Below are 26401 nucleotides of genomic sequence, written 5' to 3'. Positions count from 1 at the left end.
GCGGGGGAACCGAGCCGCAACCGATCCCGGACCGATCCCTGACCGACTCCGGACCGATTCCGGACCGAGTCCTGTGCGGGTGGTGTGCGGACCTTGTGGGTGTCGTCGACATGTGTCCGTTGTCTGCCGCAAGGTGCTCGTTCCTGTTGCTAGCGTGATCGAACGGTGTGTCTGACGATCAGTCAGGCACACCGATTTCTTTGGTCCTCCCATGTGCGACAAGAAGGGCTCTCCCATGCGGAACCCATCCCGCCGAATACGGCTCGCGGCCTGTGCCGCGGCGGCCGGGGCGATGCTTTCCGGCCTGGTGCCGGCCGCCCACGCCTCGGCTCCCGCCGCCGGCCCGGCCGCCGCGGCCCCGGCCGCCGACGACCCCGTACCGGATCACGAGAGCATGCCCGACGACGGGTTCGACGACGAACCCGAGGGCGAGCAGGACGATTCGGCCGGACCCGGCACCGCCGCGGCGAGTCGAGGAGCGCTGGCGGCGGCCGCTCCGGCGCCCGGCCGGCCCGCCGACTTCGCCCTGGCCAAGGGCGCGGATCTGTCCGGGCTGGTCGCGAAGCTGACGGCGAGCCTTCCGAGCCAGGGCCTCACCGAGTTGATGACCCAGGCCAACCGCGATTCGCCCGGCTGCGGCGCGGCCACCGTCTACGGCCCCGACCTCACCGCCGACCAGCGCTTCTGCTGGAAGTCCGACGACGCCACCTCCACCGAGTGGGTGCCGCAGGCCATTTCGGGCGTTTCGGACGCCCAGGAGGACGAGGACTGGGGCACGTCGGACGCCGAGCCCGTCGCCGTGGCCGGGTACGACGCGAAGAACCCGGGCCGCAGCGACTACGCCTCCGGCCGAGACAACTGCCTCCAGGCCTCCGCGTCCGACGCCTGCAACGAGAAGGGCGTCCGGGTCACCTTCTTCAACCAGAAGACCCGGATGTACCGCCATGTCCTGCTGGCCTGGCCGTACATGAACTCCAAGGACCACATCTCCTTCGACGCCCTGCACGCCTCCGAGGGCAGCTGCACCTCCACCGTCACCCCGAGCTGCGCCGCGCAGAACGGCATCCACGCGGGCGGCATGGTCTGGTACGGCAACTACCTGTACGTCGCCGACACCGCCAACGGCATGCGGGTCTTCGACTTCCGCCGGATCCTGGACCTCAACCCGGACAACGACGCGGCCGTCAACGACCCGACCCCGGACGGGCTCGTCAGCGACGTCCAGGACAAGAAGCGGATCGGCCGGCAGAGCAACGTCTGGTACGCGTACGGCTACCGCTATGTGATGCCGCAGGTCGCCACGGTGAACTTCACCGCCGCCAAGAACGGCGGCCCGACCTCCGGCAACCAGTGCTACAACACCGGCCGCCCGAAGGCCTCGTACCTCTCGCTGGACCGTACCGGCACCGACCACATGATCATCGGGGAGTACTGCAACACCAACAACGGCGGTGACCCCGGCCGGGTCGCCACCTACCCGATGGCCTCGCTCGCCGCCGCGGTCGAGGGCGCGACCGGCACCGCCGTGAGCGCCGACGAGGCGTACGGGCTTCCGGTCGGCGCCACGTTCAACGGCGAGGCACTGTGGCACAAGTTCCAGGGCGCGATGCGCTACGAGGGCTCCTGGTACTTCCACCGCAGCAACGCCTCCTCCCACGGCCTGCTGCTCCAGGCCACCGTGGGCACCGTCGACGGAGCCGCCCGGCTCGTCGGCAACACGAAGACGCTGAAGTCGACCATCGGACCCGAGGACCTGTACCTCGCCCACGGGCGCGGCGACAACCTGCCGCCGAGGCTCTGGTCGCTGAGCGAGCACGCCACCACCGCCGACTGCTCCGCCTGTGCCCGTGAGGTGTACAGCTACCCGATGGCGGACGTGGTCTCCTCCTTCGGCTGACGGCTGACGGCTGACGGCTGACGGCCGCCCGCCGCTCACCGGAGGCCGCCGGCCCGCACTACAGTCGGGGCCATGGTTTCCGGTGAGGCGCCGCAGGCGGCGGGCAGTGTGCGGGTCGATGTCTGGATCTGGTCGGTCCGGCTCACGAAGACCCGCGCACAGGCGGCCGCCGCCTGCCGCGCCGGACATGTGAAGGTCGCCGGCGAACGGGCCAAGCCCGCCCAGGCGGTGCGCGTCGGGGACGAGGTACGGCTGCGGCACGCGGGCCGGGACCGGATCGTCGTGGTGTCGAAGATCGTCAAGAAGCGGGTGGGGCCGCCGGCCGCCGCCGAGTGCTTCATCGACAACAGCCCGCCCCCGCCGCCCCGCGAGGCCGCGATCCAGATTCCGGTACGGGACCGGGGCGCGGGCCGGCCGACCAAGCGGGACCGCCGCGAGATGGACCGGCTGAGGGGCGGCGGAGGCCCCGCCGACTGACCGCCCGCTACGGCGCGGGCGAGGCGATCGCCCGCGCCGCCGCCACCTCCTGGCGCAGCGGCGCCAGCACCCCCTGCTCGTCCCCGGGGAGTTCGGCGCGCACCTCCACCAGGACCTCGCTGGCCCGCAGCCCCTCGGCCAGTTCGCGCAACTGGGTGGCGACCGCGGACACCTCCGCCGGTTCCGGTTCCGGTGCCCCGTGGTCGACGCGGACCCGTGCGGCGGTCGTGGCGTCCACGATGCGTTCCACGGCCACCACCAGCGGCCACCAGGCGGCGGCGCGCGGTCCGGTGGGCGGCGGTTCGGTCAGGGCACGCTGGAACTCGGAGCGCACGGACGACAGATCACGGTAGAGACGGCGCCGGGCCCGGACCCGTTCCGCCTTGTCGCCGCCCGGTTCGAAGGCGTACGCGACATAGCCGGCGGTGTCCGCCACCGCGTCGGCCAGCCGGTGCCCGATCCGGGTGTGCCAGCTCTCCGGCCAGAGCAGATATCCGGCCACCAGCACGATCGCGCAGCCGATCAGGCTGTCCAGCAGCCGCGGCCAGACCAGGTCGACGCCCTGGTGGTTGAGCAGGTCCGACAGCAGCAGGATGACCGGGGTGACGGCCGCCGTCTGGAAGGCGTAGCCCTTCGCGGTGAGCGCCGGGATCAGCGCCGCGAGCACCATCATCACCGGCACGTCCCACCACCCGATCGGCACCTCCGCGAGCACCGGGGCCGCGACGACGAGCCCGGCCGCCGTGCCCACGGCGCGCAGCACCGCGCGGGAGAACACCGAACCGAAGTCCGGCTTGAGGACGAAGGTGACGGTGAGCGCCACCCAGTACGAGCGGGGCACGGCGATCAGCGACGTCAGCGCCTGGGCCAACCCGATGCAGAGCGCGAGGCGCAGCCCGTACCGCCAGGACGTCCCCGAGAGCAGCACCGTGCGGGTGGCGCGCCGGATCCGGACACCGAGCGCGGCCGGCCGGCCCAGCCGGTCGTCGACGTTGAACGGGTCGGGGTCGGTCTTGTGGACGACCACGGCGGCGTGCCGCAGGGCGCCGTCCACGGCCCGGGTGGCGGGCGAGCCCGGGGCGGGCAGGTCGGGTTCGCCGCCTCCGGTGCGGCCGGCGGCCATGTCCGCGGCCAGGGCGCGCACGGCCGCCGGGATCGCGTCCGGCAGCCGGATCCCGCGCACATGCACGGCGGGCGCGGCCTCGACCAGCGGGATCACCACGTTGAGCTGGGAGAGCAGCCGGACCCCCGTGCCGCTGCGGCCGTGGTAGCGGCTGCGGTGGGCGAGGATCAGGTCGTACGAGGTGTTCAGGGACTCGGTGACCGCCTGCCGCTTCTTCTCGTACGCCGGGCCGCCCGCGGCGGCCAGCAGATCGGCGACCGCCAGATAGGTGGACACGACGGCGGCCCGCTCGGGACGTTTGCTCCGCAGCGGCCAGGCCAGCAGCGTGAGGGCCAGGACGAACAGCCCGCCCACGGTCAGCAGCAGCGGGGCCACCCACCACGGGTCCGGCATCGGCAGACCCGCGCCGACCACCGCGTTGAGCAGGAGCAGCAGACCGGACACGGAGGCGACCGCGCCGATCGTCGACATCATCCCGGAGACCAGGCCGATGAGCGTGAGCACCAGGACGGCCGTCCAGCCCGTCCCGTACACCAGGGTGCCGGTCATGATGCCGAGGGCGCCGAACACCTGCGGCACGGCGATGTTGAGGACCCGCATCCGGTACGCGTCGGCCGTGTCGCCGATGACCCCGGAGAGCGCGCCCATGGAGACCAGCGCCCCGTAGACCGGCCGGTCCGCGGCGAAGCCGACGGCGAGCGGGGCGGCCAGGGCGACGGCGGCGCGGCCGACGGCGGCCCAGGGCACGGGGGTGGGGCGGGGGCGCAGTCCGTAGCGCAGCCAGACCGGCGGCGTGCCCCGGCGCTGCGCCGGGGTGGTGGACGGCGTTCCCTCGGCCCCGGTGGTCACCGCATCCCCCTCGTCCGTGCTCCGTGTGCGGCGGTCCCGTGTGCCGCAGGTCCTGTCCGCGGTGGACCCGTGTGCCGCGGGTCCCGCGTTCAACGGGTCCGTGGGCACCGGATCCCGCGTTCAGCAGGTCCCATGTTCCCGCAGGACGAAGACGGTCTTGCCGCGTGCCCCGCCGCTCCGCCCCCGGCCCAGCTCCCGCGGGGCCTCCGCCAGCGGGAGTTCGGCCTCGATGGGGACGCGCAGCACGCCCTCGGCGGCCCCCGCGGCCAGGACGCCGAGCAGGACCGGGTTCGGTTCGAGGCGGAAATCGACGGGCCGGACCCCTTCGGCGGAGGCCGCGACGCCCCGGGTGGAGAGCGCGATGCCGCCGGGCCGGACCGTCGCGGCGTACGCGGCGAACGCGGCGGGCGTCGCGGAGGCCAGGTCGACCAGCGCGTCCACCCCGTCCGGGCAGGCCTCCCGGATCGCCCCGGCGACCCCGCCCCGGGTGGTGTCGACGGTGACGGCGGCGCCCAGCGAACCCATCCTGGCCCGTTCGTCCCCGCGCACCACGGCGATCACCCGGACATCGCGGGCGCGGGCGAGCTGGGTGAGGCAGCTGCCGACGCCGCCCGCCGCGCCCACCACCAGCAGGCTCTCGTGGCCGCGCGGCGCCACCGCCTCCAGGATCTGCGCGGCGGCCATCCCTGCGGACGGCAGCGCGGCCGCGATGCGGGCGTCGAGCCCGCGCGGGACGAGGGCGATCGCGGAGTCCTGGGGGACGCACACGTAGTCGCTGTAGGTGCCCGCGCCCGCCGCCGGTCCGCCGGACCGGCCGAAGACGTGGTCGCCGACCCGGAAGCGGTTGTCCCCCGGGCCGATCATGTCCACCCGGCCCGCGTAGTCCACCCCGACGACCAGGGGAGGGGCGGGCGGCGGGCGGTGGCCGGGCGGCTCGCGGTCGGGCGGGTTGAGCGCGGCGTACTCGACGCGCACCCGGACCTCGCCCCGGGCCGGATCGGGTTTGGGGAGTTCGACGAGGGCGGGATCGGCGCTGGGCGTGCTCACGGCGATGGCGCGCATGCGGAAGACCTTCCAGTCGCCCCCGGCAGTCACCTCCTCCACTGTTGCCCGGCCGGGTCCGGTGCGCACCTCGGCGGTGTCAGGCCCCGGCCGGCGCGGTCGAGGAGGCGGGGGCGGCCGGGGCGGGGGGCGTCGGCCCGTACCGGATCCGGGTCGCCAGCGCGCAGACCGCGCAGGCCAGTCCGACGCCGAGGACGATCCACACCGTGGTGCGCAGCGAGGCGGTCAGCGCGTCGTAGACGGCCGCCGCCGCGTCCCGTTCGGTGCCGTTCACCTCCGCGAGGATCCGGTCGCGGGCCAGGGCGAGGGCCCCGCGCAGCACCAGCGCGCCCAGCGCGTAGCCGGCCCCGGCGACGGCGGTGGCGGCGAGCAGGGCGCGGACCCGGCCGCGCCGGGCCGGTCCGCCGCGCAGCCATGCCGTCACGAGACCGAGCAGGGTGAGCACCAGGGTGCCGACGGCCGGCCACACACTGGCGGCGCGCAGCCAGCGGAAGCTCTGGCGCAGTTGGTCGGCGCGGTCGGCGGAGATGAGCCGGATGTCGGTGTGCTCGACGGGGATCTGGTCGGCGAAGGGGACCCCGTTGTCGACGAGGTTCTGCCGCACCTTCTCGGTGACGGGCGCCAGATCGATGGTGACGCTCTCGCCGGTCTGTCCGTCGAGCGCGGCGGTGACGGCCTCGTGGGCGGTGCGGTTGGCGGCGTTCCACGCGGCCTGGAAGGCCTCGGTGGTGGTGAAGGACTCGACGGCCTGGTGGAGGAAGTCGCGGACGGGGTCCTGGAGCGGGCCCACGTCGATCTGCTTCATCGCCTCGTCGGTGATCAGATCCGCGACCGTGTTCCGCACATCGGGGTCGGAGGCCAGCGGCGCCACCGCCGCCACGTACCGGTCGGTGTCGTCGATCTCCAGATCGACCCAGGCGGAGAGCGCGCTCAGCGGCACCAGGACGGCGAGCAGCACCAGGAAGGCCGCCGAGAGCACCGCCGAGAAGTAGGTCCGCACCCCACCAGGGAATCCCGGATGCCCGGGGCGTGCCGGGGGCCGTAGTCCATCCGAGTTGCCGGGGGACCCGGCCGGGTGTGCCCTGGAGGGAAAGCGGGGGCGACGGAAGGAGCTCTCAGCCATGGCCACACATGCTTCGGTGCCGGCGCGCGGAGCGCACGCGCGTCCCCGGCACCGTTCGACGCTCAGCTGGGCGGTGCCCGTCACCCTCGGGGTGATCCTCGGCTGGTACGCCACCTCCATCGTCCGCGGCGGCGGGGTGCTCACCGGTACGCAGCTCGCGCTCGGCCTGGTCTCGGGCGCCGTGCTCGCGGTGCTCTGCTTCGGGCTCGGCCGGGTGCAGAGGCGTCTGCCGCGGGAACTGAGCGCGGGTGCCTACGGCGCGCTGTTCGGCGGCTCGATCGGCTTCCTGTACAGCCTGTCCGGCAAGAGCGTGCTGGCGGCCTCGGTGCTGGGGCTGCTGACGGGAGCGGCGATGCTGCTGGCTTCGTACTACATGTTCTACACGCGGGAGGACTGAGCCCTCCCGCGACCGCGTCCGCGCGTCCGGCCCGTGCCCCCGCGGGGACGCGGGCCGGACGCGTGCCGGGGACCGGAGGCGGATGTCAGTCGCGGACGACGGTCACCGGGCAGGGCGCGTGCTGGGTGACGTGCAGACTGACCGAGCCCAGCAGCGTGGCCTTGAAGCCGCTGTAGCCGCGCGCCCCCACGACCAGCAGGTTGGCGCCCTTGGCCCGGTCGAGGAGGGCCTGCGCGGGGTTGCCGATCACGATGACCTTGGTGACGGCGGCGGCGCCCTCCGCGCCGAGGGCCTCCTCCAGGGCCTCGTTGAGCGAGACCGTGGCGACGGCCTGCGGGTCGAAGTCCTCCGGCATGCCCGGCATCATCGACGCCCAGCTCGTCGTCGGGTACTCCCAGCTGTTGACGGCCTCGACCGTGTCCCCGGTCAGCTCCGCCTGGCGCACGGCCCAGTGCAGCGCCTTGATCGACGACTCGGAGCCGTCCACGCCCACCACGATCCTGCCCATCTCTGCCTCCAGCTCGGTTGTGGCTCGCATGTGCGGGCGTGGTGCGGACACCCGCACCACGCGCCTTCCCGACTCACTGTAGTCAAAACGGACAAAACCACAGTGTTCGGGGTGATCAGGCCGGCCGGAGCCCGGCCAGCTGCTGCTCGAAGGGGATCACCTCGTCGTCCAGGCCCGGGGCCTTGGAGGCGCCGGAGACCGCCCCGCCGCCGGAGACCGCCCGCGCCAGCTCGCCGCCCGCGCGCCGGATCCGGGCCGGCAGGCCTTCGGTGTAGTCGTCGCCCGAGGCGCCCCAGTCCTCCGAGGCGGCGTACACGGACGTCGGCAGCGTGACCGCCCGCAGATAGGCGAAGAGCGGGCGCATCGCGTGCTCCAGCACCAGCGAGTGGCGGGCCGTGCCGCCGGTCGCGGCGACGACCACCGGCTTGCCGGTCAGCGCGGTGTTCTCGACGAGGTCGAAGAACGACTTGAACAGTCCGCTGTACGAGGCGGTGAAGACCGGCGAGACCGCGATCAGCCCGTCGGCCCCGGTCACGGCCGCGATCGCCTCGGCCAGGGTCTCCGGGGGGAAACCGCTGACCAGGTGGGACGCGATGTCGTGGGCCAGGTCGCGCAGTTCGATCACCCGGACCTCGACGGCCCGGTCCTGGTCGGCCTCCAGCCGTTCCCGGGTCGCGGCGGCCAGCCGGTCGGCGAGCAGCCGGGTCGAGGAGGGGTTGCTCAGCCCGGCCGAGACGGCGACGATCCTCAGCGGTTCGGTGGCGAACACGGTTCAGCTCTCCTTCGGGGTGGTGGCGGTGACGGCCGGGTGGAGCGGCGCGGACTCGGGGACCCCGGCCGGCCGCAGCGCGGCGAACTCCTTGCGCAGCACCGGGACGACCTCCTCGCCGAGCAGGTCGAGCTGCTCAAGGACGGTCTTGAGCGGCAGCCCGGCGTGGTCCATCAGGAACAGCTGGCGCTGGTAGTCGCCCACGGCGTCCCGGAAGGACAGGGTCCGCTCGATGACCTCCTGCGGGGAGCCGACGGTCAGCGGGGTCTGCCGGGTGAAGTCCTCCATCGAGGGGCCGTGCCCGTAGACCGGCGCGTTGTCGAAGTACGGGCGGAACTCCCGTACCGCGTCCTGGGAGTTCTTGCGCATGAACACCTGGCCGCCGAGGCCGACGATCGCCTGCTCGGCCGTGCCGTGGCCGTAGTGCGCGTAGCGCTGCCGGTAGAGCTGGACCATCTTCTTCGTGTGCTCCATGGGCCAGAAGATGTTGTTGTGGAAGAAGCCGTCGCCGTAGTACGCGGCCTGCTCGGCGATCTCCGGGGAGCGGATGGAGCCGTGCCAGACGAACGGCGGGACGCCGTCCAGCGGGCGGGGGGTCGCGGTGAAGGACTGGAGCGGGGTGCGGAACTTGCCCTCCCAGTCGACGACGTCCTCGCGCCACAGCCGGTGCAGCAGGGCGTAGTTCTCGATGGCGAGCGGGATGCCCTGGCGGATGTCCTTGCCGAACCAGGGGTAGACCGGTCCGGTGTTGCCGCGGCCCATCATCAGGTCGACGCGGCCGTCCGCGAGGTGCTGGAGCGTGGCGTAGTCCTCGGCGATCTTCACCGGGTCGTTGGTGGTGATCAGGGTCGTCGAGGTGGAGAGGATCAGCCGCTCGGTGCGGGCGGCGATGTAGCCGAGGGTGGTGGTCGGCGAGGACGGGACGAACGGCGGGTTGTGGTGCTCGCCGGTCGCGAAGACGTCGAGTCCGACCTCCTCGGCCTTCTGCGCGATGGCCAGGGTCGCCTTGATCCGCTCGTTCTCGGTGGGGGTCCGCCCGGTCGTCGGGTCGGTGGTGACGTCTCCGACGGTGAAGATCCCGAACTGCATGGCGCCCGCCTCCTTGGTGCTCGCCGCTGTGGCCGAAGTCGTTGTGACCGAAGCCGGGGACGGCCGGGTGGCCGATCCCTTGTTGTTGAACGTTGAACTATCTGGACACACCCTACAACGGAGTGCCCCGCCGTCCTATTCCGGCGCGTCCGCATCCGCCGCGCGCCGTTCCGCCACCCAGCGCTCGGCCCGCTCCACCGCCTCGTCCTGCGCCCCGAAGATCTCCTCCCGGGCGGGCACCACCCGGTCGTCGCCCAGCTCCGCGGTGAGCCCGGTGCGCCGCAGCACCGCCAGCAGCCGGGGCTGGACGCCCGCCAGATAGAGCCGCCCGCCGTGCGCCTCCAACTCCTCCGCGTACCGGCTCAGCAGCTTCACCACCGCCGAGGAAGGCACCTCCGGGGCGGTGCGCAGCGTCAGGACGACCGCCGAGCCGCGCGCCCGCGACACATCGGGCCACTGGGCGTCGATCCGGGGCGCCTCGGCGAACAGGCTCGCCCCGCCGTAGAAGAGGACCCGCACCTCACCCGGTCCGACCCGGTCGGGCGGATCGGTGAACCGCCAGCTGCCGGGGCCGGGGCCGCGCTCCAGACCGCGCAGCCCGCTCTGCCGGGCCGCCTGCACGCAGTACAGCAGCAGCGAGAGCAGCGCCCCGATCACGATCGCCTGCTGGAGCGGGAGCTGGGTGGTGGCGACGAAGGTGACCACCATCGCGGCGGCCGGCAGCGGGGACGTACGGACCACCAGCAGGATGTCCTTGCGGCGGCCCCAGATCAGCTCGCAGCCGATCACGATGATCAGCCCGCCGATGACGGGCATCGGGATCCGCTCGGCCAGCGAGCCCAGCGTGAGCACCAGCAGCGCCAGCCACACCCCGGCGAAGATCCCCGTCCACCGGGTGCGGGCCCCCGCGCTCACGGCGACCCCGGTCCGCGACATCGAGCCGCCGGCGGGCAGCGCGCCGAAGAGGCCGCCGCCGATGTTGCCCAGACCCTGGGCGACGAAGTCGCCGTCCACGGACGACTTCGAGCCGTCGGGGTTGCGGACCGTCGGGCCGATCGAGGCCGCCTGGGCGAGCGCGACCAGCGCCACGGCGAAGGCCCCGGGCAGCAGCGTGCCGACCGTGGACAGGTCGGGGGCGGTGAAGTGCGGCAGCGAGGCCGGGATGTGCGCGATGTCCCGGGCCAGCTTCACATCGACGGAGAGCAGCCCGACGCCGAGGCCGACCGCGACCAGCGCGATCAGGATCGCCACCGGTTCCAGCCGCCGCACCAGCCGGACCAGTGCCCAGACGGCGACCGTCACCAGGGCGGTCAGGGTGGTGGTGAGCCTCCAGTCGCCGATGTGCACGAGCCAGTCGCCCACCTGGGTGAGGCGGTTGTGGCCACGTGGCTTGTAGCCGGTGGCGTCGTCCAGCGAGCCGGTGATGATCTGCAGGGCGATCCCCGTCGAGAACCCGGTCATCACCGCGTTCGAGACGAAGCTCATCACCGCCCCGAGCCGCAGCAGCCCCAGCACCACCATGACCAGCCCCGCGAGCACGGAGACGGTCGCGATGTTCCCCGCGTCCAGGGGATCCAGATCCGCCCCCGACAGCACGCTCTGCGAGGTCAGCGCGATGGCCGAGGTCAGGGTGGTGACCATCAGCACGGTACGGGCGAAGAACGAGCCGAGGATCGTGGGCACGACGCCCGCGTAGATGCCGCTGACCGGACTGAAACCGCCGATCGCCGCGTAGGCCATGCCCTCGGGGATGGAGAAGAGCCCCGTGACCAGACCGGCCGACACATCGGAGGGTGTGGGCCGCCCCAGCCCCGGTTTCCTGCCCGCCTCGCTCATGGCACCCCAGTAGAACCCGGTCGGGTGAGTCCCGCACCTCGTCGCTCCGCCCGCCCGCCCGCCCCGCGGTGCGTACCCTGGAGAGCGGTGGCCGCACGGGCCCCACCGGACGGAGGCGGACCATGAGCGGCACCGGAACGACGGGCGCGGACATCCCCCGTGCTGCGGACACCCCCCGTGCCGCCGACGACACCCGCGCCGCCGGCGGCACCGAACGCTGGAAGGAGCGCGGCGTCGCCCTGCGCGTCGGCGTCTACGTCTTCGCCACGCACCTGTTCGCCGGGTTCATCTGGATCCTCTTCTACGTGGGCGAGCACGCGAAGAAGTAGGCGGAGCCGCCCCGCCCCGCGCACCCGCCGTGGAAATCGGCCGCACCGCCCCCGCACCCGCCCCTATGCTGGGCCCATGACCTTCCTCCCCTGCCGTCGCTGGTGGCGCTCCTCCTAGGAGCGGCCACCTCTTCAGCACGGGACCAGGGCCGTTCGAAAGGACGGCCCTTCTCCATGTCTTCTTCCGGTACGGCTCCGAGCCGGAAGGGCCGTCCTCCCCGCATCCGCCACCGCGAGGAGAGACCCGCCATGACCACGACCCACGCCCCGGACACCGTCCCGGACACCGCCCCGCTCGACGAGCGTGTCCGGCGCGACCCCGCACGCTTCCGGGTGATGACCGGAGACCGGCCCACCGGGGCCCTGCACCTCGGCCACTACTTCGGCACCCTGCACAACCGGGTGCGGCTCCAGGAACTCGGGGTGGAGGTGTTCGTCCTGGTCGCCGACTACCAGGTGCTCACCGACCGGGACACCGCCGAGCGGCTCACCGAGAACACGGAGGGCCTGCTGCTCGACTATCTGGCGGCCGGGATCGATCCGGAGCGCTCGGTGGTCTTCCACCACAGCGCCGTCCCCGCGCTCAACCAGCTGATGCTGCCCTTCCTCAGCCTGGTCTCGGTCGCCGAACTCGGCCGCAACCCCACGGTCAAGGACGAGATCACCCACTCCCGGCAGGCCTCCGTCAGCGGGCTGATGTACACCTATCCGGTCCACCAGGCGGCCGACATCCTCTTCTGCAAGGGCAATCTGGTGCCGGTCGGCCAGGACCAGCTGCCCCATCTGGAGCTCACCCGCACGATCGCCCGGCGGTTCGACGAACGGTACGGACCGGTCTTCCCGGAACCCGAGGCGCTGCTCTCCGAGGCACCGCTGCTGCTGGGCACCGACGGCACGAAGATGAGCAAGAGCCGGGGCAACTCGATTCCGCTCGGCGCCGACGCGGACGAGACCGCCCGGCTGATCAGAAGGGCGACCACGGACGCGGAGCGGCACATCACCTACGACCCCGCCCGCCGCCCCGGGGTGTCCGGACTGCTCCTGCTCGCCGCCCTCTGCCTGGACCGCACCCCGCACGCGGTGGCCGAGGAGATCGGGAACGGCGGCGCGGCGGCGCTCAAACGGACCGTCACCGAGGCCGTCAACACCCGGCTGGCCCCGATGCGGGCCCGCCGCGCCGAACTGGCCCGGGACATGGGGTACGTACGGTCCGTGCTCCGGGCCGGCAACGCCCGCGCGAACGCGTACGCGGAGGCCACGCTGAAGGAGGTGCGGGAGGCGATGGGCGGGCTGGTCTAGGAACCGGTCGGGGACGTGTCCGCCGGGAAGGTCCCGGTCGGGGACGTCTCCGCCGGGTCGGGCTCCGGACGGGGCCAGGCGTCCCGGGCCGCCAGGTCCAGGATCAGGGCGGCGATGTTCCACGCGTCGTCCGCGCCGCTGTGGTGGCGGCCCTCCAGGGGCAGCCCCGCGACGCGCAGTGCCTCGGCCATGCCGGGGCGTTTGCGCAGCCCGTGGGCGGCGGTGAAGGGGATCTTGGCGTTGGTGTGGCGGCGGCCGAACGGATACGGGGTGCCGGTCGCGCGGCACTGGCGCTCGAACTGCTTGCGGTCGTAGTCGCCCCAGCTCGCCCAGGGCCGGACCCCGGCCCCGTGCTCGGCCGCCAGCAGCCGGCAGGCCTCGGCGAAGGGGACGCCGGTGGCCACCTCCGCCGGGGTGAGGCCGGTCAGCCCGGTGCAGAAGGCGCTGACGGAGGAGCGGGCGGGCCGGACCAGGACGCGGTGGCGGGCGAGCCGCGCACCGGCCCGCAGATCCACGACGGTCAGCCCGATCTCGATGATCTCGCTCACCGCACCGGGCGGCGGTTGGCCGTCCCAGCAGGTGGCCTCGATGTCCACGACGTTGAGGAGGTCCCCCGGGCCGCTGTCCATGTCCATGCGGGGCAGCGTAGGAGGCGGGACACGGGCCGGGCATCCCCATTTCGGGGGCCCGACCGGCCCGCCGCCGTCAGTGCCGGGTCAGCGAGGCGCGTCTGCGCAGCAGTTCGGCGAGACCGCGCCGGGTCGCCGCGATGACGACCCGGTCGGTGGGCTGGAGGACATAGCCCGGGTGCAGGTTCCAGACGAGGCCGCCCGGGGATTCCTGGGCCGTACCGGGCGGCTGCGGCGACAGATCGGGGCGGCGGTCGGCGGGCGGGGCCACGTCCAGGGCCAGCACCCGCCAGGCCCCGGCCCGGAACGCCTGCTCGACCGTCCGGCCCTCCAGCTGCGGATGTCCCGCGACCTCGACCGCGGCGAACAGCATCACCTTGCGCTCCACCGGCACCGCGCCCAGGATCTGCCGGCCCATCATCGCCACGGCGAAGGAGGGCGCCGCCAGATGGGAGACCGAGCGGGAGCGGGTCAGAGCCTGCGGATGGGCGGTGCGCAGGGTGCGGTAGACGGCGGTGGCGAACTCGTCGTCGAACAGCCGCAGCGTCACCCGCAGATCCGGCTTGACCGAGCGCGCGTACAGCGCGGCCTCCAGATTGGTGGTGTCGACGCTGGTCAGGGCCAGCAGCGCGCGCGAGCGCTGGATCTTCGCCGCCTCCAGGACGCCCTCCTGGGTGACGTCCCCGATGACCACCGGCACGTGCAGCCGCCGCGCCACCGGAATGCCGCGCGCGTCCGGGTCGTCCTCCACGCACACCACGGGGATGCCCAGTTCGCGCAGTTGCACCAGGACCCGGGTGCCGATCTTGCCCAGTCCCAGCAGCACCACGTGCCCGGAGAGTCCGCGCGGCGGGCGGCGCAGCGACGAGGCCGTCCGCAGCGAGCCGAAGGCCTCCAGCACCCCGGCCACCAGCAGCGGGAGCAGCATCAGCCCCGCCACCCCGGAGAGCAGCTGGATGATCTGGCGGGCGGTCGGGTCGCCGATCGCCGGATCGCCCATCGCGAACAGGTCGAGCAGGGTGAGATAGGCGGCGTGCAGCGGATCGTCCCCGGTGGTGAACGTGGACGCCACCGCCAGGCCCAGCACGGCCGTGCCCACCCCCAGCGCCGACCAGCGCAGCCGGCGCGAGAACACCTGGCTCAGCGGCGCGCCCCGCCCCCGCATCCGGCGCCGCCGCCCGGCCGGTCCGGCCTGGCTGACGGCCTCCAGGACCACGGTCCCGCGCCCGGTCGCGGCGGCCACCTGCGCCTGGTCGGGCAGCAGTCGGGGGCCCTCCTCGCCGCTGCTGTCGGAGCCCTCCGCGCCGGCCGGGTCGTGGGTCGTGGAGGAGAGCAGGGCCAGGGTGCACAGGCCCGGGTCGGCGACCTGGCCGCCGGGCGGCGGGGTGCGCTCGGCGGCCCTCAGCAGCAGGCCCTCCGCCTGGATGACCTTGCTGGAACCGGCGAGCGCGGTCGCCGCCAGCGCGGGCGCGGCGGTGTCCGCGTCGGACAGGACCGTGGTGGAGGCGTCCAGCACGGTCTGGTCGATGCCGGGCGAGGCGACGGCGGCGGCCTGGTCGAGCAGGTTCTCCAGATGCTGGCCCAGCTTGCGGTTGTAGAGCCGGATCACCAGCCGGACACGGGGGTTGAGCCGTCGGGCGGTGAGCGCGGCCCGGATGTTGCGCTCGTCGTCGTCGTAGACGAGGGCCAGGGCGGCGGCCGAGTCGACGCCCGCCTCCTCGAAGGCCTCGTCGGACGGCTCCGCGGCCTGGAGGATCCGGACCGCCTCCACCCCGGCGTTGGTGTCGTTGTCCCCGTTCCCGCCGCCGTTGCCGAAACTTCCGGAGCGGTTCATCGCGGACGACATCCGGCCGAACAGCGCGGCGGCCCGGCCGCGTCCGGTCAGCGGCAGTTCCGGGCGGTCCCGTCGGCCGGGCTCCGGCGGCACGACCAGGGTGACCCGCTCCCCGTAGACGTACCGCAGCTCGACCGCGAGCCGCTGGGCGAGCGCGTCGTCGCCGCAGACGACCATGTGGCCGGAGAACGGGGAGCGTTGGGGCTGCTGCGGAAGTGGAGGCACGTGTCCCAGCATGCCCTGGTCCTTTCGCGTGGGCGGAACGGTCGGCGGTCCCCGGGTGTGCCGGGCACCCGGCACGGGGTCAACGTTCAGCGGTCCTCGTACGTCCCCGGATCCGGGCGGGCGAGGAGCCGGCGCGGATCGGCGGCGCGGCCGATGGCGCTCTCCACGGCCGCGATCCGGTCCGCGAGGAGGCCGAGCGCGGCCACCGCCCGGGTCATCGGGTCGCCCTCGGGCCCGCCGAGCGCCTGGGCGCGGACGTACGAGGCGGTGACGGCGGCCCGGCGTGCGGCCTGTTCGGCGTCGAGCGTGCCGCGCAGCGCGCCGAGCTTCAGCAGCGCAGCCTCGGCGCCCGAGGTGAGCGTCTGGGCCTCGCCCGCGTAGTGGTCCTCGACGACGGCGTTGAGCTCCGCGTCGTTCATCACGGGCATGATCCGCTCGGCGATCCGGTTCATGTTGCGGTACGAACCCTGGAGCCGGAACGGCGGTTCGGTGCGGCTGGCGTCGGTCTGCGCGGCCGAGGCGATGTACGCGGCGTTGACCGCGAGCACCGTCTCCCGGGCCGTCAGCAGATGGCGCAGGACGGCGGTGATCCGCTCCACCTCGGCCGGGGTGCAGGGGTGTTCGAGCCGGTCGGCGCGGGCCGCCGGGTCGCCCGCGGCCAGGCGCAGCAGCAGGGCGAGATCGGCGCGCGGGCGTCCGGCGAGCGGGGCCAGGACCGGGTTGGCGGTCAGGGCGTTCTCGACGAAGCTCAGGGCGAAGACGTCCTCGCGTCCGCTCAGCACCTCGCCGAGGTTCCAGACGTCGGCCCGGTTGGCGAGCATGTCGGGGATCCGGAAGCGCTCGCCCGACTCGGTGTACGGATTGCCCGCCATGCAGACCGCGAAGCGCTTGCCCCGCAGGTCGTAGCTGCGCGGTTCGCCGTCCCTGACGCCCTCGACACGGCGGGTGGCGTCGCAGAGCGGGATGAACTTCTGGAGCAGTTCCGGCGAGGTGTGCTGGATGTCGTCCAGGTACAGCAGCGTGTTGTTGCCCGCCTCCAGCGCGAAGTTGATCTTCTCGATCTCCTGGCGCGCGGTCGCGCTGCCCGCCCGCGCGGGGTCGAGCGAGGTCACGTCGTGACCCAGGTTGGGGCCGCTGATCTTGACCAGGACGAGGCCCAGCCGGTCGGCGACGTACTCCATGAGCGTCGTCTTGCCGTAGCCGGGCGGCGAGACGAGCAGCAGCAGCCCCTGCGAGTCGGTGCGCCGGTCGGCGTCGGCGGTGCCGAGCTGCTTGGCGAGGCTGTCGCCGATCAGCGGCAGGTACACCTCGTCGAGCAGCTGGTTGCGGACGAACGCCGACATCACCCGCGGCCGGTGGTCCTCCAGCCGCAGCCGCGCGCGCTCGGCGTCGACCAGGGCGGTGCGCCGCCGCTGGTAGGCGCGGAAGCCGGGGACCGTCTCGGCGCGGAACCGCGCGGTGCGGGCCAGCAGTTCGTCGATGCGCACGGTGAGCGCGCCGCGCTCGATGCGCGGATGGACCCCGAGCAGACCGTCCACGCGCGCGGTCAGCGGCGCGTCGCCGTCGTAGCGGACCAGCACCGGTTCGGGGCACAGCTCGACGGCGACGGCCTCCGCGAGAAGACCCGCGTCCGGCTCGGTTCCGCTCGACGCGGCGTACGCGCCGAGCCATCCCTCCACCAGCTGGCGGCGGGCCGGCAGATCGTCCGCGAGCGCGGCCAGGTCCTCGTCGTACGCCGGGGTCCCGGTCGTCCGGCGGAACTTGTCCAGGAAGGTGCGGACCCCGGCCGCCGTGACGAAGCCCTCCGGACCGCCGGTCAGCTCCTCGAAGAGGTACGCGGCCACCGCCGCCGCCCCGTCCCCGGCGATCTCCGCCGACCACTCCTCCTGGAGCGCGTCCACGGCCCCCGACAGCCCGAAGGTCTCCCGGGCGCGGGCCAGCGAACGGGCCCGGCGGGTCCACGAGACACGGCGCGCCTCGTCCGTTCCGTACGCCCAGAAGAGCTGGGCGGCGGCGCGGACGGCGGGCGAGTGGCGCAGCAGCCCCGCCCCGGGGTACAGCTCCAGCAGGGCGGTCAGGATCGCGGTCGCGTCCTCGTCGTGGACCCCGCGCTGATATCCCTCGTCGTACGCGGCGGCGGCCGACTCCCGCACCAGCGCCGCCAGCTCCGCTTCGTCCAGCGCGGTCAGCCGGTCCGCGCCGTGCTCGGCGAGCAGCCGGGCGGCCAGGTGCTCGCCCCGGTAGACGTCCGGGGACTCCGAGGGCAGCGTCTGCTCCCAGTACGGCCGGGTGGCGGCGAACTCCGGGTCGGTGACCGGCATCCGGTAGTCGGTCCCGGTGACGGCGAAGGCGAGCCCGTCGTCCTGTGGCACCAGGGTCAGTTCGAAGGGCTGGGTGTTGACCGCGAAACGGTGCCGGCCCAGCCGGATCGTCGCCCCGCCGTCCGCGTACAGCTCGCCCCGGTCGCGCAGCGCGCGCGTCGCCTCCTGGCGGGCGGCCAGCAGCTGCCCGTCCAGTTCCTCGGCCCGTACGGTGTCGCCGAGTCCGCGCAGCTCATCGGCGGTGCGGCGGACCTTGGCGACCATCGGGTCGGAGGCGAAGTAGGTGTGGACGGCGTCCGCGTCGGCCAGTGCGGCGCTGCGGCGCGCGACGGTCTCCAGCACCCGGTGCGCCGAACCGGCGAGCCGCTCGGTGCGGCGGGCCAGCTCGTCCGCGAGGGTCTGGCGGCGCGCCGAGAACGCCTCGTACACCTCGGTGCGGCGCTCGGCCAGTTCGGCCAGGAAGTCGTCGAACTCCGCGAACCGCGCCTCCAGGTTCTCCAGTTGGAGCAGCAGCCGGGCGAGCTGGTCGGAGCAGGCGTCCGGGGTGTCCGAGGCGGCCAGCGCGGCCGTGACGGCCTGCCCCAGCAGCGCGGACTCGGCGGCGAACTCGGCCCGCCCCTCCCGGTCCGCCAGCTCCCGGCGGCGGTGGCCGAGCGTGGCGCGGGCGCGGTTCACACCGCCCAGCACCTCCGCGATCCGCTCCAGGATCGAGGTGCGCACGACGCCGTCGCCGATGTCGAGACCGGCGACCACCTCGGTCACTGTGCCCAGGCCGTCCGTCATCGACGCCAGCCGCTCGCCGAGCGCGGAGGCGTCGGTGACGGTGGTGAGGGCGGCGGCCTCCTCGGTGAGCCGGGCGACGTCCTCGTGGTAGCCGGTGAAGGCGTCGGGCCCGGACAGGAACGCGACCGCGCGCCGGCCCGCCGCCTCGATGTCCTCCGCCGTGCTCGCGGTGAGCCGGGCGATCCGCTCGGTGTCCGCGTACCGCATCTCGGAGAGCGTCGCCAGATGGCCGTGGGCACCGCGCAGCGCGGTCAGCCGGCCGACCCACTCGGCGGCCGTGCGCGGGGCCTCGCCGCGCACCGTGCGCACCAGTGCGGTGATCCGCTCCGCCGTCTCCTCGACGGCCTCGGCGGCCCGCCGGGTCTCCTCCTGCACGGAGGCGAACTCGGCCAGCACCTGGCGCGCGGTGCCGCTCAGCTCGGCCAGCGGCTCGCCCAGGGCGCCGAGCGCCTCGTCGTCGAGCCAGTGGTAGCGGTCGGTGGCGCGGGAGCAGTCCGCGACGAGCTGTTCGTAGACCGCGGTGGTCGGGGTGGTCGCGGCGGCCCCGTGGGCGAGCGCCAGGCAGTCCGAGATCCCGCGCACCAGGTCCGCGTTGCCGACCCGGGCCAGCGGGCCGTCCCCGGCCGGGCGGGAGGCGGCATGGGTGTCGGAGACGTACGGCGTCTGCCAGCGCTGCACCGGATGCACCCGGGCCGCCCCGCCGTCCGGCCCCTCCACGGGCTCCCGCAGCAGCAGCAGGGTGCCGTCGTCGAGCAGCCCGTGGCCCCGGCCCTGGAGCGGGGTCGCGACCTCCTGGCGGATCAGGTTGTACGGGAGCAGCAGACCGCGCCCGTCCTCGCGCGAGCGGAAGGCGTACAGCACGTCCTCGCCGTTGGGGGAGCGCACGGCCCCCTCGAAGACGGGATCGGTGAGCGGCTGCGCGATGTCGAAGGTCTTCGCGGTGCCGGAGGTCAGGTAGTAGCCGCCGGGGAAGATCAGGCCCTGGTCCTCGGGGAGCCGGTGGCAGGCGGGGCCGATCCCGTCGAGCCGGACGACCGTGCCCAGCAGGGAGTTGAAGACGAGGTGGCGCCGCGCCTCCTCCTTGTAGGGGCGGATCCGCAGCAGGACCAGCGGGCCCAGCTCCGCGTACTCGACCTCGGCGTCGGCCAGCGACTGGAGCGGTTCGGCGACCGGCTCCCGGTAGATCCCGTCGGGGGTGTCCGTGTCGTTGACGGTCTTGACCGTGAGACGGCCGTTCAGCGTGTCGACGAACAGCCGGGGCTCCTCGCCGATGGCGATGTGCGGATGCCGGCCCGCGACATGGGCCTCCCGGCCCGCTGTGACCCAGGTGACGTCGTGCTGGGGCGGGAAGACGTGGTCGCGCTCGCCCCGGGCGTCGAGGAAGGCGCCCGGCGAGCCGTCGGCGTTCAGCGCCCAGCGCAGCACCCGGATGTCCTCGGCGCTCTCGCCGGTGCGGAAGACGGCCAGCAGCCGGCCCTCGGTCCGGCGCAGCCGCAGCAGCCGCGCGTCGCGGAAGTAGCGGTGCAGTCCGTGGAACTCCCGGACGAACGCCTCGTCCGTGAGCAGCCCCCCGGTGCCGGGCGTGAGGTCCGCCGCGTACAGGGCGAGCACCTCGTCGACGCCCGGTTCCCCGCGCAGCCCCGGACCCCGCTCGAAGCCGACGAGGAACTGTCCGCCGACGGCGACGAGGTCCCGGGGGACCGAGGGCCGTTCGGTGCGGACCTGCTCGCTGCCGAGCAGCCGCAGCCCGGTGGAGCCGAACTCCTCGGTCCGGCGGGCGTTGAGCGCCTCGGCCCGGCGCACCAGCTCCGCGGCCTGGGCGCCGAGCCGGCGCCGCAGCACGTCGTAGGCCCCGGCCTCGGGCCCGGCGGGGGGCGCGGTCACGGTGTCCATGCGGGTCTCCTTACGGGGGGCGTCGAGCGAGCGGGCGCGCCCGGTGACGGGCCCGGCCGGATGGGGCCGGGCCCGGGGACCGTGACCGTTTCACGTGAAACAGCCGCGGTCGTGGGTGTTCGTACCGGTCCGGACCGTCGCGGTCGTGGTGTTCGTACCGGTCCGGACGCCGGATCAGGCGACCGGCGTGCCGTTGCGGGACGGCGGCACCAGCTCGGTCACGGGGACGTCCGCGAGCCCCAGCGAGCGCGCGTGGTCCAGCAGTTGACGTACCTGGTCCGCGCCGACGCCCGCACCCGGCGCCTGTGCCATCCGCATCAGCAGCGACGACACCGTGAGGTTCCGTACATCGCCGGTGGTCACCGAGGAGAGCACCCGGGTCAGGTCGTCCGTGAAGGACGAGGTGCCGTCCAGCCACGGTCCGGCCAGCGACTTCGCCGTCTCGGAGTTCTCCACGAAACCGTCCAGGCTCTTGCCCATCGAGATGGACGAGACCAGCCGGTCGAAGAAGACCGACTCGCCGCCGACGATGTCGATGTCCGCGTTCTCCAGACCGGTGGCCAGGACGGTCGCCTGGGCCTCGGCCACCTGCCGCTGGACCTCCAGACCGGCGAGCCGGATCTCCTTCTCGGCCGCCAGCCGCAGGCGGTACTCCTCGTGCACCCGCGAGGCGTCGTCCAGCGCCGCCATCGCGGCGGCCTTCTCCGTCAGACCCGCCGCCTCGGCCTTCAGCTTCTCGCCGATCATCGCCGCGTCGGCGGTCGCCTGGGCCTGGGTGCCCTCGGCCGTGGCGAGCGCCTTGAGCCTGGCCCCTTCCGCCTCGGCCCGCAGCCGCGCGGACGCGGCCTCGGCCTCGGCCAGACCGGTCTTCTCGATGACCTCGGCCGCCGCGTCGCGCACCTGCACGTCCGCGAGGCCCGGCGCCGCCGACTCGGCCTGGATGCCCTCGGCCAGCCGCAGCTTCGCCTGCGCGTCCAGGTCCGCGGTCTTCAGCCGGGCCTCGGCGAGCGTCAGCTGCTCGGCGGCCCGGTGGGTCGCCGCCGCCTCGGCGGCCTCGGCCGCCTTGATGTCCTTGACCAGCTGCTCCTGGGCCTCCGCCTCGGCGGCGATGATGACCGACTTACGGGTGCGCTCCGACTCCTCGACGGACCGCAGCGTCTTGATGGACTCCTCCTGCTCGGCGACCGTACGGTCCACCGCGATGCGCTCGCGGATCACATCGGCGACCTCGCGGCGCTCCGCCTCGACCTCCTTCGTCGCGGCGATCCGGTTCAGCTCGGTCTCCCGCTCCCGGCTGATGACCTCGATCAGCCGGTCCTTCTCGATGCGCTCGTTCTCCACCGCGATGACCCGCTCGCGGTTCTTCTGCGCGACGGCGATCTCCCGGGCCTGGTTCTCCCGCTGGATGCCGAGCTGCTCCTCGGTCCTGATGAACGCGGCCTGGGCGCCCAGCCGCTCCTCCTCCTGGACCCGGGCGGTCGCGGACTCCTCACGGGCCCGCAGCGTCTCGACCTCGCGGCGCTGCTTGATCTCCGCCTCGGCCTGCCGGCGCTCCAGCTCCAGGATCGTCTCCCGGGCGTCCACGTCCTGGCGGGTGATCTCCTTCTGCTCGGTGCGCTGGAACTCGTTGGTGCGCACATGCTCGATCGCCGTCAGCTCGGTGATCTTCCGGATGCCCTGGGCGTCGAGGATGTTGGCGCCGTCGAGCTGCGCCATCGGCGTCTGCTCCAGGAAGTCGATCGCGGCGTCGTCGAGGTGGTAGCCGTTCAGATCGGTCCCGATGACCCGGATGATCCGGTCCCGGAACTCCTCGCGCTTGGTGTAGAGGTCGACGAAGTCCAGCTGCTTGCCGACCGTCTTCAGCGCCTCGGAGAACTTCGCGGCGAAGAACTCCTGGATGGCGACCTTGTCGCTGGCCCGCTCGGTGCCGATGGCCTGGGCGACCTTGATGACGTCCTCGACGGTCTTGTTGACCCGGACGAAGAAGGTGATGTGGATGTCCGCGCGGATGTTGTCCTGGCAGATCAGACCCTCGCGCCCGGTGCGGCGGATCTCGATCGTCTTGACCGAGATGTCCATCGACTCGGCCTTGTGCAGCACCGGCAGGACGACGGCACCGGTGAAGGTCACGTCGACCTTCTTCGTCTTGGAGATGATCAGGGCCTTGCCCTGCTCCACCTTCCGGAAGAGCCGGGTGATGATCAGGAGCAGGGCGATCGCGATGAGCAGGACCACGGCGACGAGCAGGCCGAGGCCCAAGGAGATGGCTTCCATGTCAGTCCTTGGCGGCTGGTGGTGCGGAACGGAAGAAGTCGAAGGGGCCGGCGCGGCACCCGGGACGGGCGGTCGCGTGGCGGCGGGCCGGACCGGCGAGGGCGGGTCCGGGCGGTGGGCGGCACGGTGCACGGGCGCTCCGGGAGGACGGAGCGGCGCGGGGCTCCGGGGTTACGGAGCCGCTGTCGGTGGGCCCGGGTCGAGCGCACGGTCGTACGGCGAGACCCAGAAGAACTCGCCGTCCTCGTCGTACGCGTAGAGCAGCCCGGGGCTGCCCGCCGTGAACTCCGCGTCGTCCGGCCGCAGCTGGCGCACCTGGACGATCGCGGTCGAGCCGTCGGCCGCGGCGACCTCGGCCTGGCCGAAGTCCGTGCCCACGGAGCCCGTCCGGATCGTGCAGACCCGGCCCAGGAAGTCCTGGCGCGATGGAGGAGGCTGATCCGGGAAGAAGCGCCGGAAGTGGCGGACGAGCAGCCGCACCACGGCCCAGGAGACCAGCAGTGCCCCGGCGAGGACCGCGCAGGCCAGGACGGCGCGCAGGGTTCCGGCGGCGTCGCTGTGGTGCAGCAGTACGGCACCGGTCAGCGAGATGAACCAGCCGACCGCGACCATGACGGAGACCGACAGCGTGACCGGCACCCCGCCGATCCCGGCGGCATGGGCGTCCAGATCGGCGTCGAAGGAGTGGTGGTCGGCGGCGCCGACCAGGACGAGCAGCCAGAAGGCGATGACGACGACCAGCGCCGCGGAGAAGAGGACGGTCGGGAAGGACAGTGCCGCGTCCAGGAACTCCCGCATCGTTTCCACCCCCTGCCGTTCCGCCGGCGGCTCGGGCCGGCTCCTGTCCGGAGGTGTGCGGCGGTGACCCCGGTGCCGCGACGCCGCTGTGCGCGGCCCCGCGGCGACCGGGTCTTCCCCCGTTCCCCCCGTGCACCCCCGTGTTTCCCCCGTGGTCCCCCGGTCGGTGCTGAAGAGATCGTGTCATCCGGGGTCCCCGAACCGCATTGCCGGATTCCGGCAGTGTTGCTCCCCGTCGGCATGCCGGGCACCGGCACTCACCCGTATGGGTTGTGCAAATATCTACGCGACACAGGAGTGGAGGCGGGTACGTGGCGGAACCGGTGATTCCCGACCATTTCCTTGAGGGCTATGCCCGGATTCTGGCCGACGTGGCCGAGTCCGGCCGCCGGCTCACGCGGGAGGAGCTGGAGACCCGGCGTTCGCTGGGCCGGCAGGCCGCCGAGGCCGGGCACCAACTGCGCGCCCTGGTCCGGATGCACCTCGCCGAGACCCGCACCGGCTGGCCGGGCGCCGCCCCCGGCGCCACCCCGGCCGCCACCGCCGCGGCCGCCGAGAGCGTGCTGGCCGCCGTGGAACAGGCCGTCGACGCCTTCGCCGAGGGCTTCGAGCGGGCCCAGCGGCTGACCGTGCGCCGCGAGGAGGCGGCCCGCCGGGAGTTCATCGACGACCTGCTGTACGGGCGCAGCGATCTGGGCCGGCTCGCCGAGCGCGCCACCCGCTTCGGGCTGCGGCTCTCCCGCGCGCACGCCGTCGCGGTGGCGGCGGGCCCGGAGGCGTACACCGAGACGGACGCCGTGCCCCGGCAGGTGGAGTCCGCGCTGCTGACCCGCTTCAGCGGCCGCAAGATCCTGCTGACGACCAAGGACGGGCGGCTCATCTGTATCGCGCCCGGCAGCCAGCCCGATGTGCTGCGCTACTTCGCCAAGCAGGCGCACGCCGCGACGGACGGCGGCCGGGTGGCCGTCGGCCGGGCGCACCGCGGTCCCGGCGGAGTGGTCCAGTCGTACGACGAGGCGCTGGAGGCGCTGGAACTGGCCGAGCGGATGGGGCTGGACGACCCCGTGCTCTTCTCCGCCGATCTGCTCGTCTACCCCGTGCTGACCCGCGACCGCCAGGCGATGGCCGATCTGGTGCGCAGCGAACTCGGCCCGCTCCAGGAGGCGCGGGGCGGCGCCGAGCCGCTGCTGAAGACGCTCGCGGTCTACTTCGACTCGGGCTGCGTCGCGGCCGAGACGGCCCGGCGGCTGGCGCTGAGCGTCCGCGCCCTCACCTACCGGCTGGAGCGGATACACCAGCTGACCGGTTCGGATCCCTCCGACCCGATGCACCGCTACACCCTCCAGACCGCGGTGATCGGCGCCCGGCTGCTGGACTGGCCCGCCAAGGAGGTCTGAGCGCCCGTCGCGGGTGGTGGCGGGCCCGCTGCCGGAACCCGGCAGCGGAAGCCGTCAGCGGGTCCGGCCGCCCGGGGTGCGGGCGCTCTCCTCCAGCCGGACGAACGGGATCGCGCGGCCGGCCCGGCGGTAGTCCTCCGCGCCGCCGGCAGCGCCGTCGACGGGCAGCCCCATGAACGCGCAGAGCCTGCGCGCGGCGCGGGGATGGCGCTGGGCGTAGCGGGCCATCAGCTCCGCGCCCTCCTCGGGCTCCAGGAACCGGGCCGTCACCGCGTGGAACGCGCGCCCCACCTGCACGGTGGCCTGCGGCGTCCCGCGCAGATTGCGGTACCAGTCGGCGCCGGGGCCGAATCCCGACGCCACCGTCCAACTGCGCCGGCCGCCGTCCGCGGCGGACTCCACGACCTCGATCACCGTGCGGCGGTTCAGCCCCGAACTGCGCCCCGTGTGCACCAGGAGCAGCAGCCGTCCTCGGAACAGGGGGCCGAGCCCCGCCCGGAACATATGGACGGGCAGCCGGGCGAGGGTCCGCCGCCAGCCGGTGGGCAGGGGTGGCCGGTGCGGTTCGGGCGAGGACGCGGCTTCAGACATCACCCCGCAAACGTTGCACAGTCCAAAGGTTCTGTCATGGTCACGAGTGGCGGATTCGGTACCGGTTCGACACCGTTTCGGACTCGGTCCGTCCGCACCGTACGGACGGCTACCCTCGCGGGCATGTCCGAATCCGCCGCTCTCACCGCCACCCGCGAGGCCTACGACGCCGCCGCGCCCACCTACGCCCGGCTGTTCCGCGACCAGTTGCGCGACCGCCCGCTGGACCGGGCCATGCTCGGCGTCCTCGCCGAGGCCGTCCGGGAGACCGCGGACGCGGGCGGACCGGCACGGATCGCGGATCTGGGCTGCGGGCCGGGCGACGTCACCGCGTACCTCGCCGGGCTCGGCGTCACCGTGTGCGGGGTCGACGCCTCGGCCGAGATGATCGCGACCGCCCGGCGCACCCATCCGGAGCTGCGGTTCACCACCGGGTCGATGGCCGGGCTGGACCTCGCCGACGGCTCGCTGGCCGGGGTGCTCTCCCGGTGGTCCGTCATCCACACCCCGCCCGAGGAGCTGCCGGCGATCCTGGCGGAGTTCCACCGGGTGCTGGCGCCCGGCGGGCATCTGCTGATCGGTTTCTGGGCCACCGACGACGCCGCGACCCCGACGGAGGTCTTCGATCACGCGGTGGCCCCGGCGTACCGCTGGTGGCCCGGTCATCTGGCGGAGCTGCTGCGCGCGGCCGGTCTGACCGAGGTGGCCCGCGCGGTGCGCGAACCGCAGCCGGCCGACCGCCGGCAGTTCCGCGAGACCCATCTGCTCGCCCGCCGGGACTGAGCCGGTCGGGGCCGAGCGGGTCGGGACTGAGCCGGTCGGGGCCGCGCGCCGGGACTGAGCCCGTCGGTACCGGGCCCGTCCGTACCGGGCCCACCGGGCGTGAGCCCGTACCGAC

20 protein-coding genes are annotated in these 26401 nt (G+C 73.6%); 7 read left to right on the top strand and 13 right to left on the bottom strand.

The window, feature by feature from the left end; all coding sequences use genetic code 11:
- Nucleotides 1-235: 235 nt before the first annotated feature.
- Nucleotides 236-1897 carry a hypothetical protein gene (locus ACFVDM_RS00865; RefSeq protein ID WP_383631062.1) on the top strand — a complete coding sequence of 554 codons (1662 nt, stop codon included), beginning with the start codon at nt 236-238 and terminating at the stop codon, nt 1895-1897.
- 72 nt (nt 1898-1969) lie between these two features.
- Entirely contained in the window at nt 1970-2374 is a 405-nt protein-coding gene (locus tag ACFVDM_RS00860) for an RNA-binding S4 domain-containing protein (RefSeq protein ID WP_383631059.1), read from the top strand.
- A gap of 7 nt (nt 2375-2381) precedes the next feature.
- On the opposite strand, the gene ACFVDM_RS00855 is transcribed toward ACFVDM_RS00860, so the two are convergent.
- The 3 genes from ACFVDM_RS00855 to ACFVDM_RS00845 all read right to left on the bottom strand — a co-directional run bounded on the left by ACFVDM_RS00855 (nt 2382) and on the right by ACFVDM_RS00845 (nt 6408).
- Nucleotides 2382-4346, bottom strand: coding sequence for an FUSC family protein (locus ACFVDM_RS00855; RefSeq protein WP_383631056.1), 1965 nt, complete (start codon nt 4344-4346; stop codon nt 2382-2384).
- A 120-nt stretch (nt 4347-4466) separates the two neighbouring features.
- A complete protein-coding gene (locus ACFVDM_RS00850; RefSeq protein ID WP_383632109.1) occupies nt 4467-5408 on the bottom strand; it encodes an NADP-dependent oxidoreductase in 942 nt (313 codons plus the stop codon).
- A 79-nt stretch (nt 5409-5487) separates the two neighbouring features.
- Nucleotides 5488-6408 carry a hypothetical protein gene (locus ACFVDM_RS00845; protein ID WP_383631053.1) on the bottom strand — a complete coding sequence of 307 codons (921 nt, stop codon included), beginning with the start codon at nt 6406-6408 and terminating at the stop codon, nt 5488-5490.
- Nucleotides 6409-6529: 121 nt separating this feature from the next.
- Here ACFVDM_RS00845 and ACFVDM_RS00840 point away from each other — a divergent pair, with 121 nt between their 5' ends.
- The gene (locus ACFVDM_RS00840) at nt 6530-6928 is read left to right on the top strand and encodes a hypothetical protein (RefSeq protein WP_383631050.1); all 399 of its coding nucleotides are present in this window, start codon (nt 6530-6532) and stop codon (nt 6926-6928) included.
- Between the two features lie 85 nt (nt 6929-7013).
- On the opposite strand, the gene ACFVDM_RS00835 is transcribed toward ACFVDM_RS00840, so the two are convergent.
- From ACFVDM_RS00835 to ACFVDM_RS00820, 4 genes are all read right to left on the bottom strand, one after another.
- The gene (locus ACFVDM_RS00835; protein WP_383632106.1) at nt 7014-7436 is read right to left on the bottom strand and encodes a universal stress protein; all 423 of its coding nucleotides are present in this window, start codon (nt 7434-7436) and stop codon (nt 7014-7016) included.
- Nucleotides 7437-7551: 115 nt separating this feature from the next.
- The gene (locus tag ACFVDM_RS00830) at nt 7552-8205 is read right to left on the bottom strand and encodes an FMN reductase (protein ID WP_383631047.1); all 654 of its coding nucleotides are present in this window, start codon (nt 8203-8205) and stop codon (nt 7552-7554) included.
- A gap of 3 nt (nt 8206-8208) precedes the next feature.
- A complete protein-coding gene (locus tag ACFVDM_RS00825; protein WP_383631044.1) occupies nt 8209-9294 on the bottom strand; it encodes an LLM class flavin-dependent oxidoreductase in 1086 nt (361 codons plus the stop codon).
- Nucleotides 9295-9429: 135 nt separating this feature from the next.
- A complete protein-coding gene (locus ACFVDM_RS00820; RefSeq protein ID WP_383631041.1) occupies nt 9430-11130 on the bottom strand; it encodes a SulP family inorganic anion transporter in 1701 nt (566 codons plus the stop codon).
- Nucleotides 11131-11282: 152 nt separating this feature from the next.
- Between ACFVDM_RS00820 and ACFVDM_RS00815 the strand changes: the two genes are divergently transcribed.
- Both ACFVDM_RS00815 and trpS read left to right on the top strand, forming a co-directional pair.
- Nucleotides 11283-11459 (top strand): DUF6126 family protein, encoded by a 177-nt coding sequence (locus ACFVDM_RS00815; RefSeq protein ID WP_383632103.1) that lies wholly within the window; start codon nt 11283-11285, stop codon nt 11457-11459.
- Nucleotides 11460-11708: 249 nt separating this feature from the next.
- Nucleotides 11709-12758, top strand: coding sequence for a tryptophan--tRNA ligase (trpS, locus tag ACFVDM_RS00810; RefSeq protein WP_383631039.1), 1050 nt, complete (start codon nt 11709-11711; stop codon nt 12756-12758).
- Here trpS and ACFVDM_RS00805 read toward each other — a convergent pair.
- The 5 genes from ACFVDM_RS00805 to ACFVDM_RS00785 all read right to left on the bottom strand — a co-directional run bounded on the left by ACFVDM_RS00805 (nt 12755) and on the right by ACFVDM_RS00785 (nt 23515).
- Nucleotides 12755-13393 (bottom strand): exonuclease domain-containing protein, encoded by a 639-nt coding sequence (locus tag ACFVDM_RS00805; protein WP_383631036.1) that lies wholly within the window; start codon nt 13391-13393, stop codon nt 12755-12757. The genes trpS and ACFVDM_RS00805 overlap by 4 nt on opposite strands.
- A 70-nt stretch (nt 13394-13463) precedes the next feature.
- Nucleotides 13464-15458, bottom strand: a complete 1995-nt coding sequence (locus ACFVDM_RS00800) for an NAD-binding protein (RefSeq protein WP_383631033.1) — start codon at nt 15456-15458, stop codon at nt 13464-13466.
- A 74-nt stretch (nt 15459-15532) separates the two neighbouring features.
- Nucleotides 15533-20443, bottom strand: a complete 4911-nt coding sequence (locus ACFVDM_RS00795; protein ID WP_383631030.1) for a DNA repair ATPase — start codon at nt 20441-20443, stop codon at nt 15533-15535.
- 174 nt (nt 20444-20617) lie between these two features.
- The gene (locus ACFVDM_RS00790) at nt 20618-22717 is read right to left on the bottom strand and encodes a flotillin family protein (protein ID WP_383631027.1); all 2100 of its coding nucleotides are present in this window, start codon (nt 22715-22717) and stop codon (nt 20618-20620) included.
- A 171-nt stretch (nt 22718-22888) separates the two neighbouring features.
- Nucleotides 22889-23515: a hypothetical protein gene (locus ACFVDM_RS00785; RefSeq protein WP_383631024.1), complete on the bottom strand. Its 627-nt coding sequence runs from the start codon at nt 23513-23515 to the stop codon at nt 22889-22891.
- A 311-nt stretch (nt 23516-23826) separates the two neighbouring features.
- Between ACFVDM_RS00785 and ACFVDM_RS00780 the strand changes: the two genes are divergently transcribed.
- Nucleotides 23827-24912, top strand: coding sequence for a PucR family transcriptional regulator (locus ACFVDM_RS00780; RefSeq protein ID WP_383631021.1), 1086 nt, complete (start codon nt 23827-23829; stop codon nt 24910-24912).
- Between the two features lie 54 nt (nt 24913-24966).
- On the opposite strand, the gene ACFVDM_RS00775 is transcribed toward ACFVDM_RS00780, so the two are convergent.
- Nucleotides 24967-25503, bottom strand: a complete 537-nt coding sequence (locus ACFVDM_RS00775; protein WP_383631018.1) for a nitroreductase family deazaflavin-dependent oxidoreductase — start codon at nt 25501-25503, stop codon at nt 24967-24969.
- Nucleotides 25504-25626: 123 nt separating this feature from the next.
- Here ACFVDM_RS00775 and ACFVDM_RS00770 point away from each other — a divergent pair, with 123 nt between their 5' ends.
- Nucleotides 25627-26286, top strand: coding sequence for a methyltransferase domain-containing protein (locus ACFVDM_RS00770; RefSeq protein WP_383631015.1), 660 nt, complete (start codon nt 25627-25629; stop codon nt 26284-26286).
- The last annotated feature ends 115 nt before the right edge of the window (nt 26287-26401 follow it).

This window comes from Streptomyces sp. NPDC057682, assembly GCF_042799575.1.
Lineage (GTDB): Bacteria > Actinomycetota > Actinomycetes > Streptomycetales > Streptomycetaceae > Streptomyces.
This window is presented reverse-complemented; position numbering and strand designations above follow the sequence as displayed.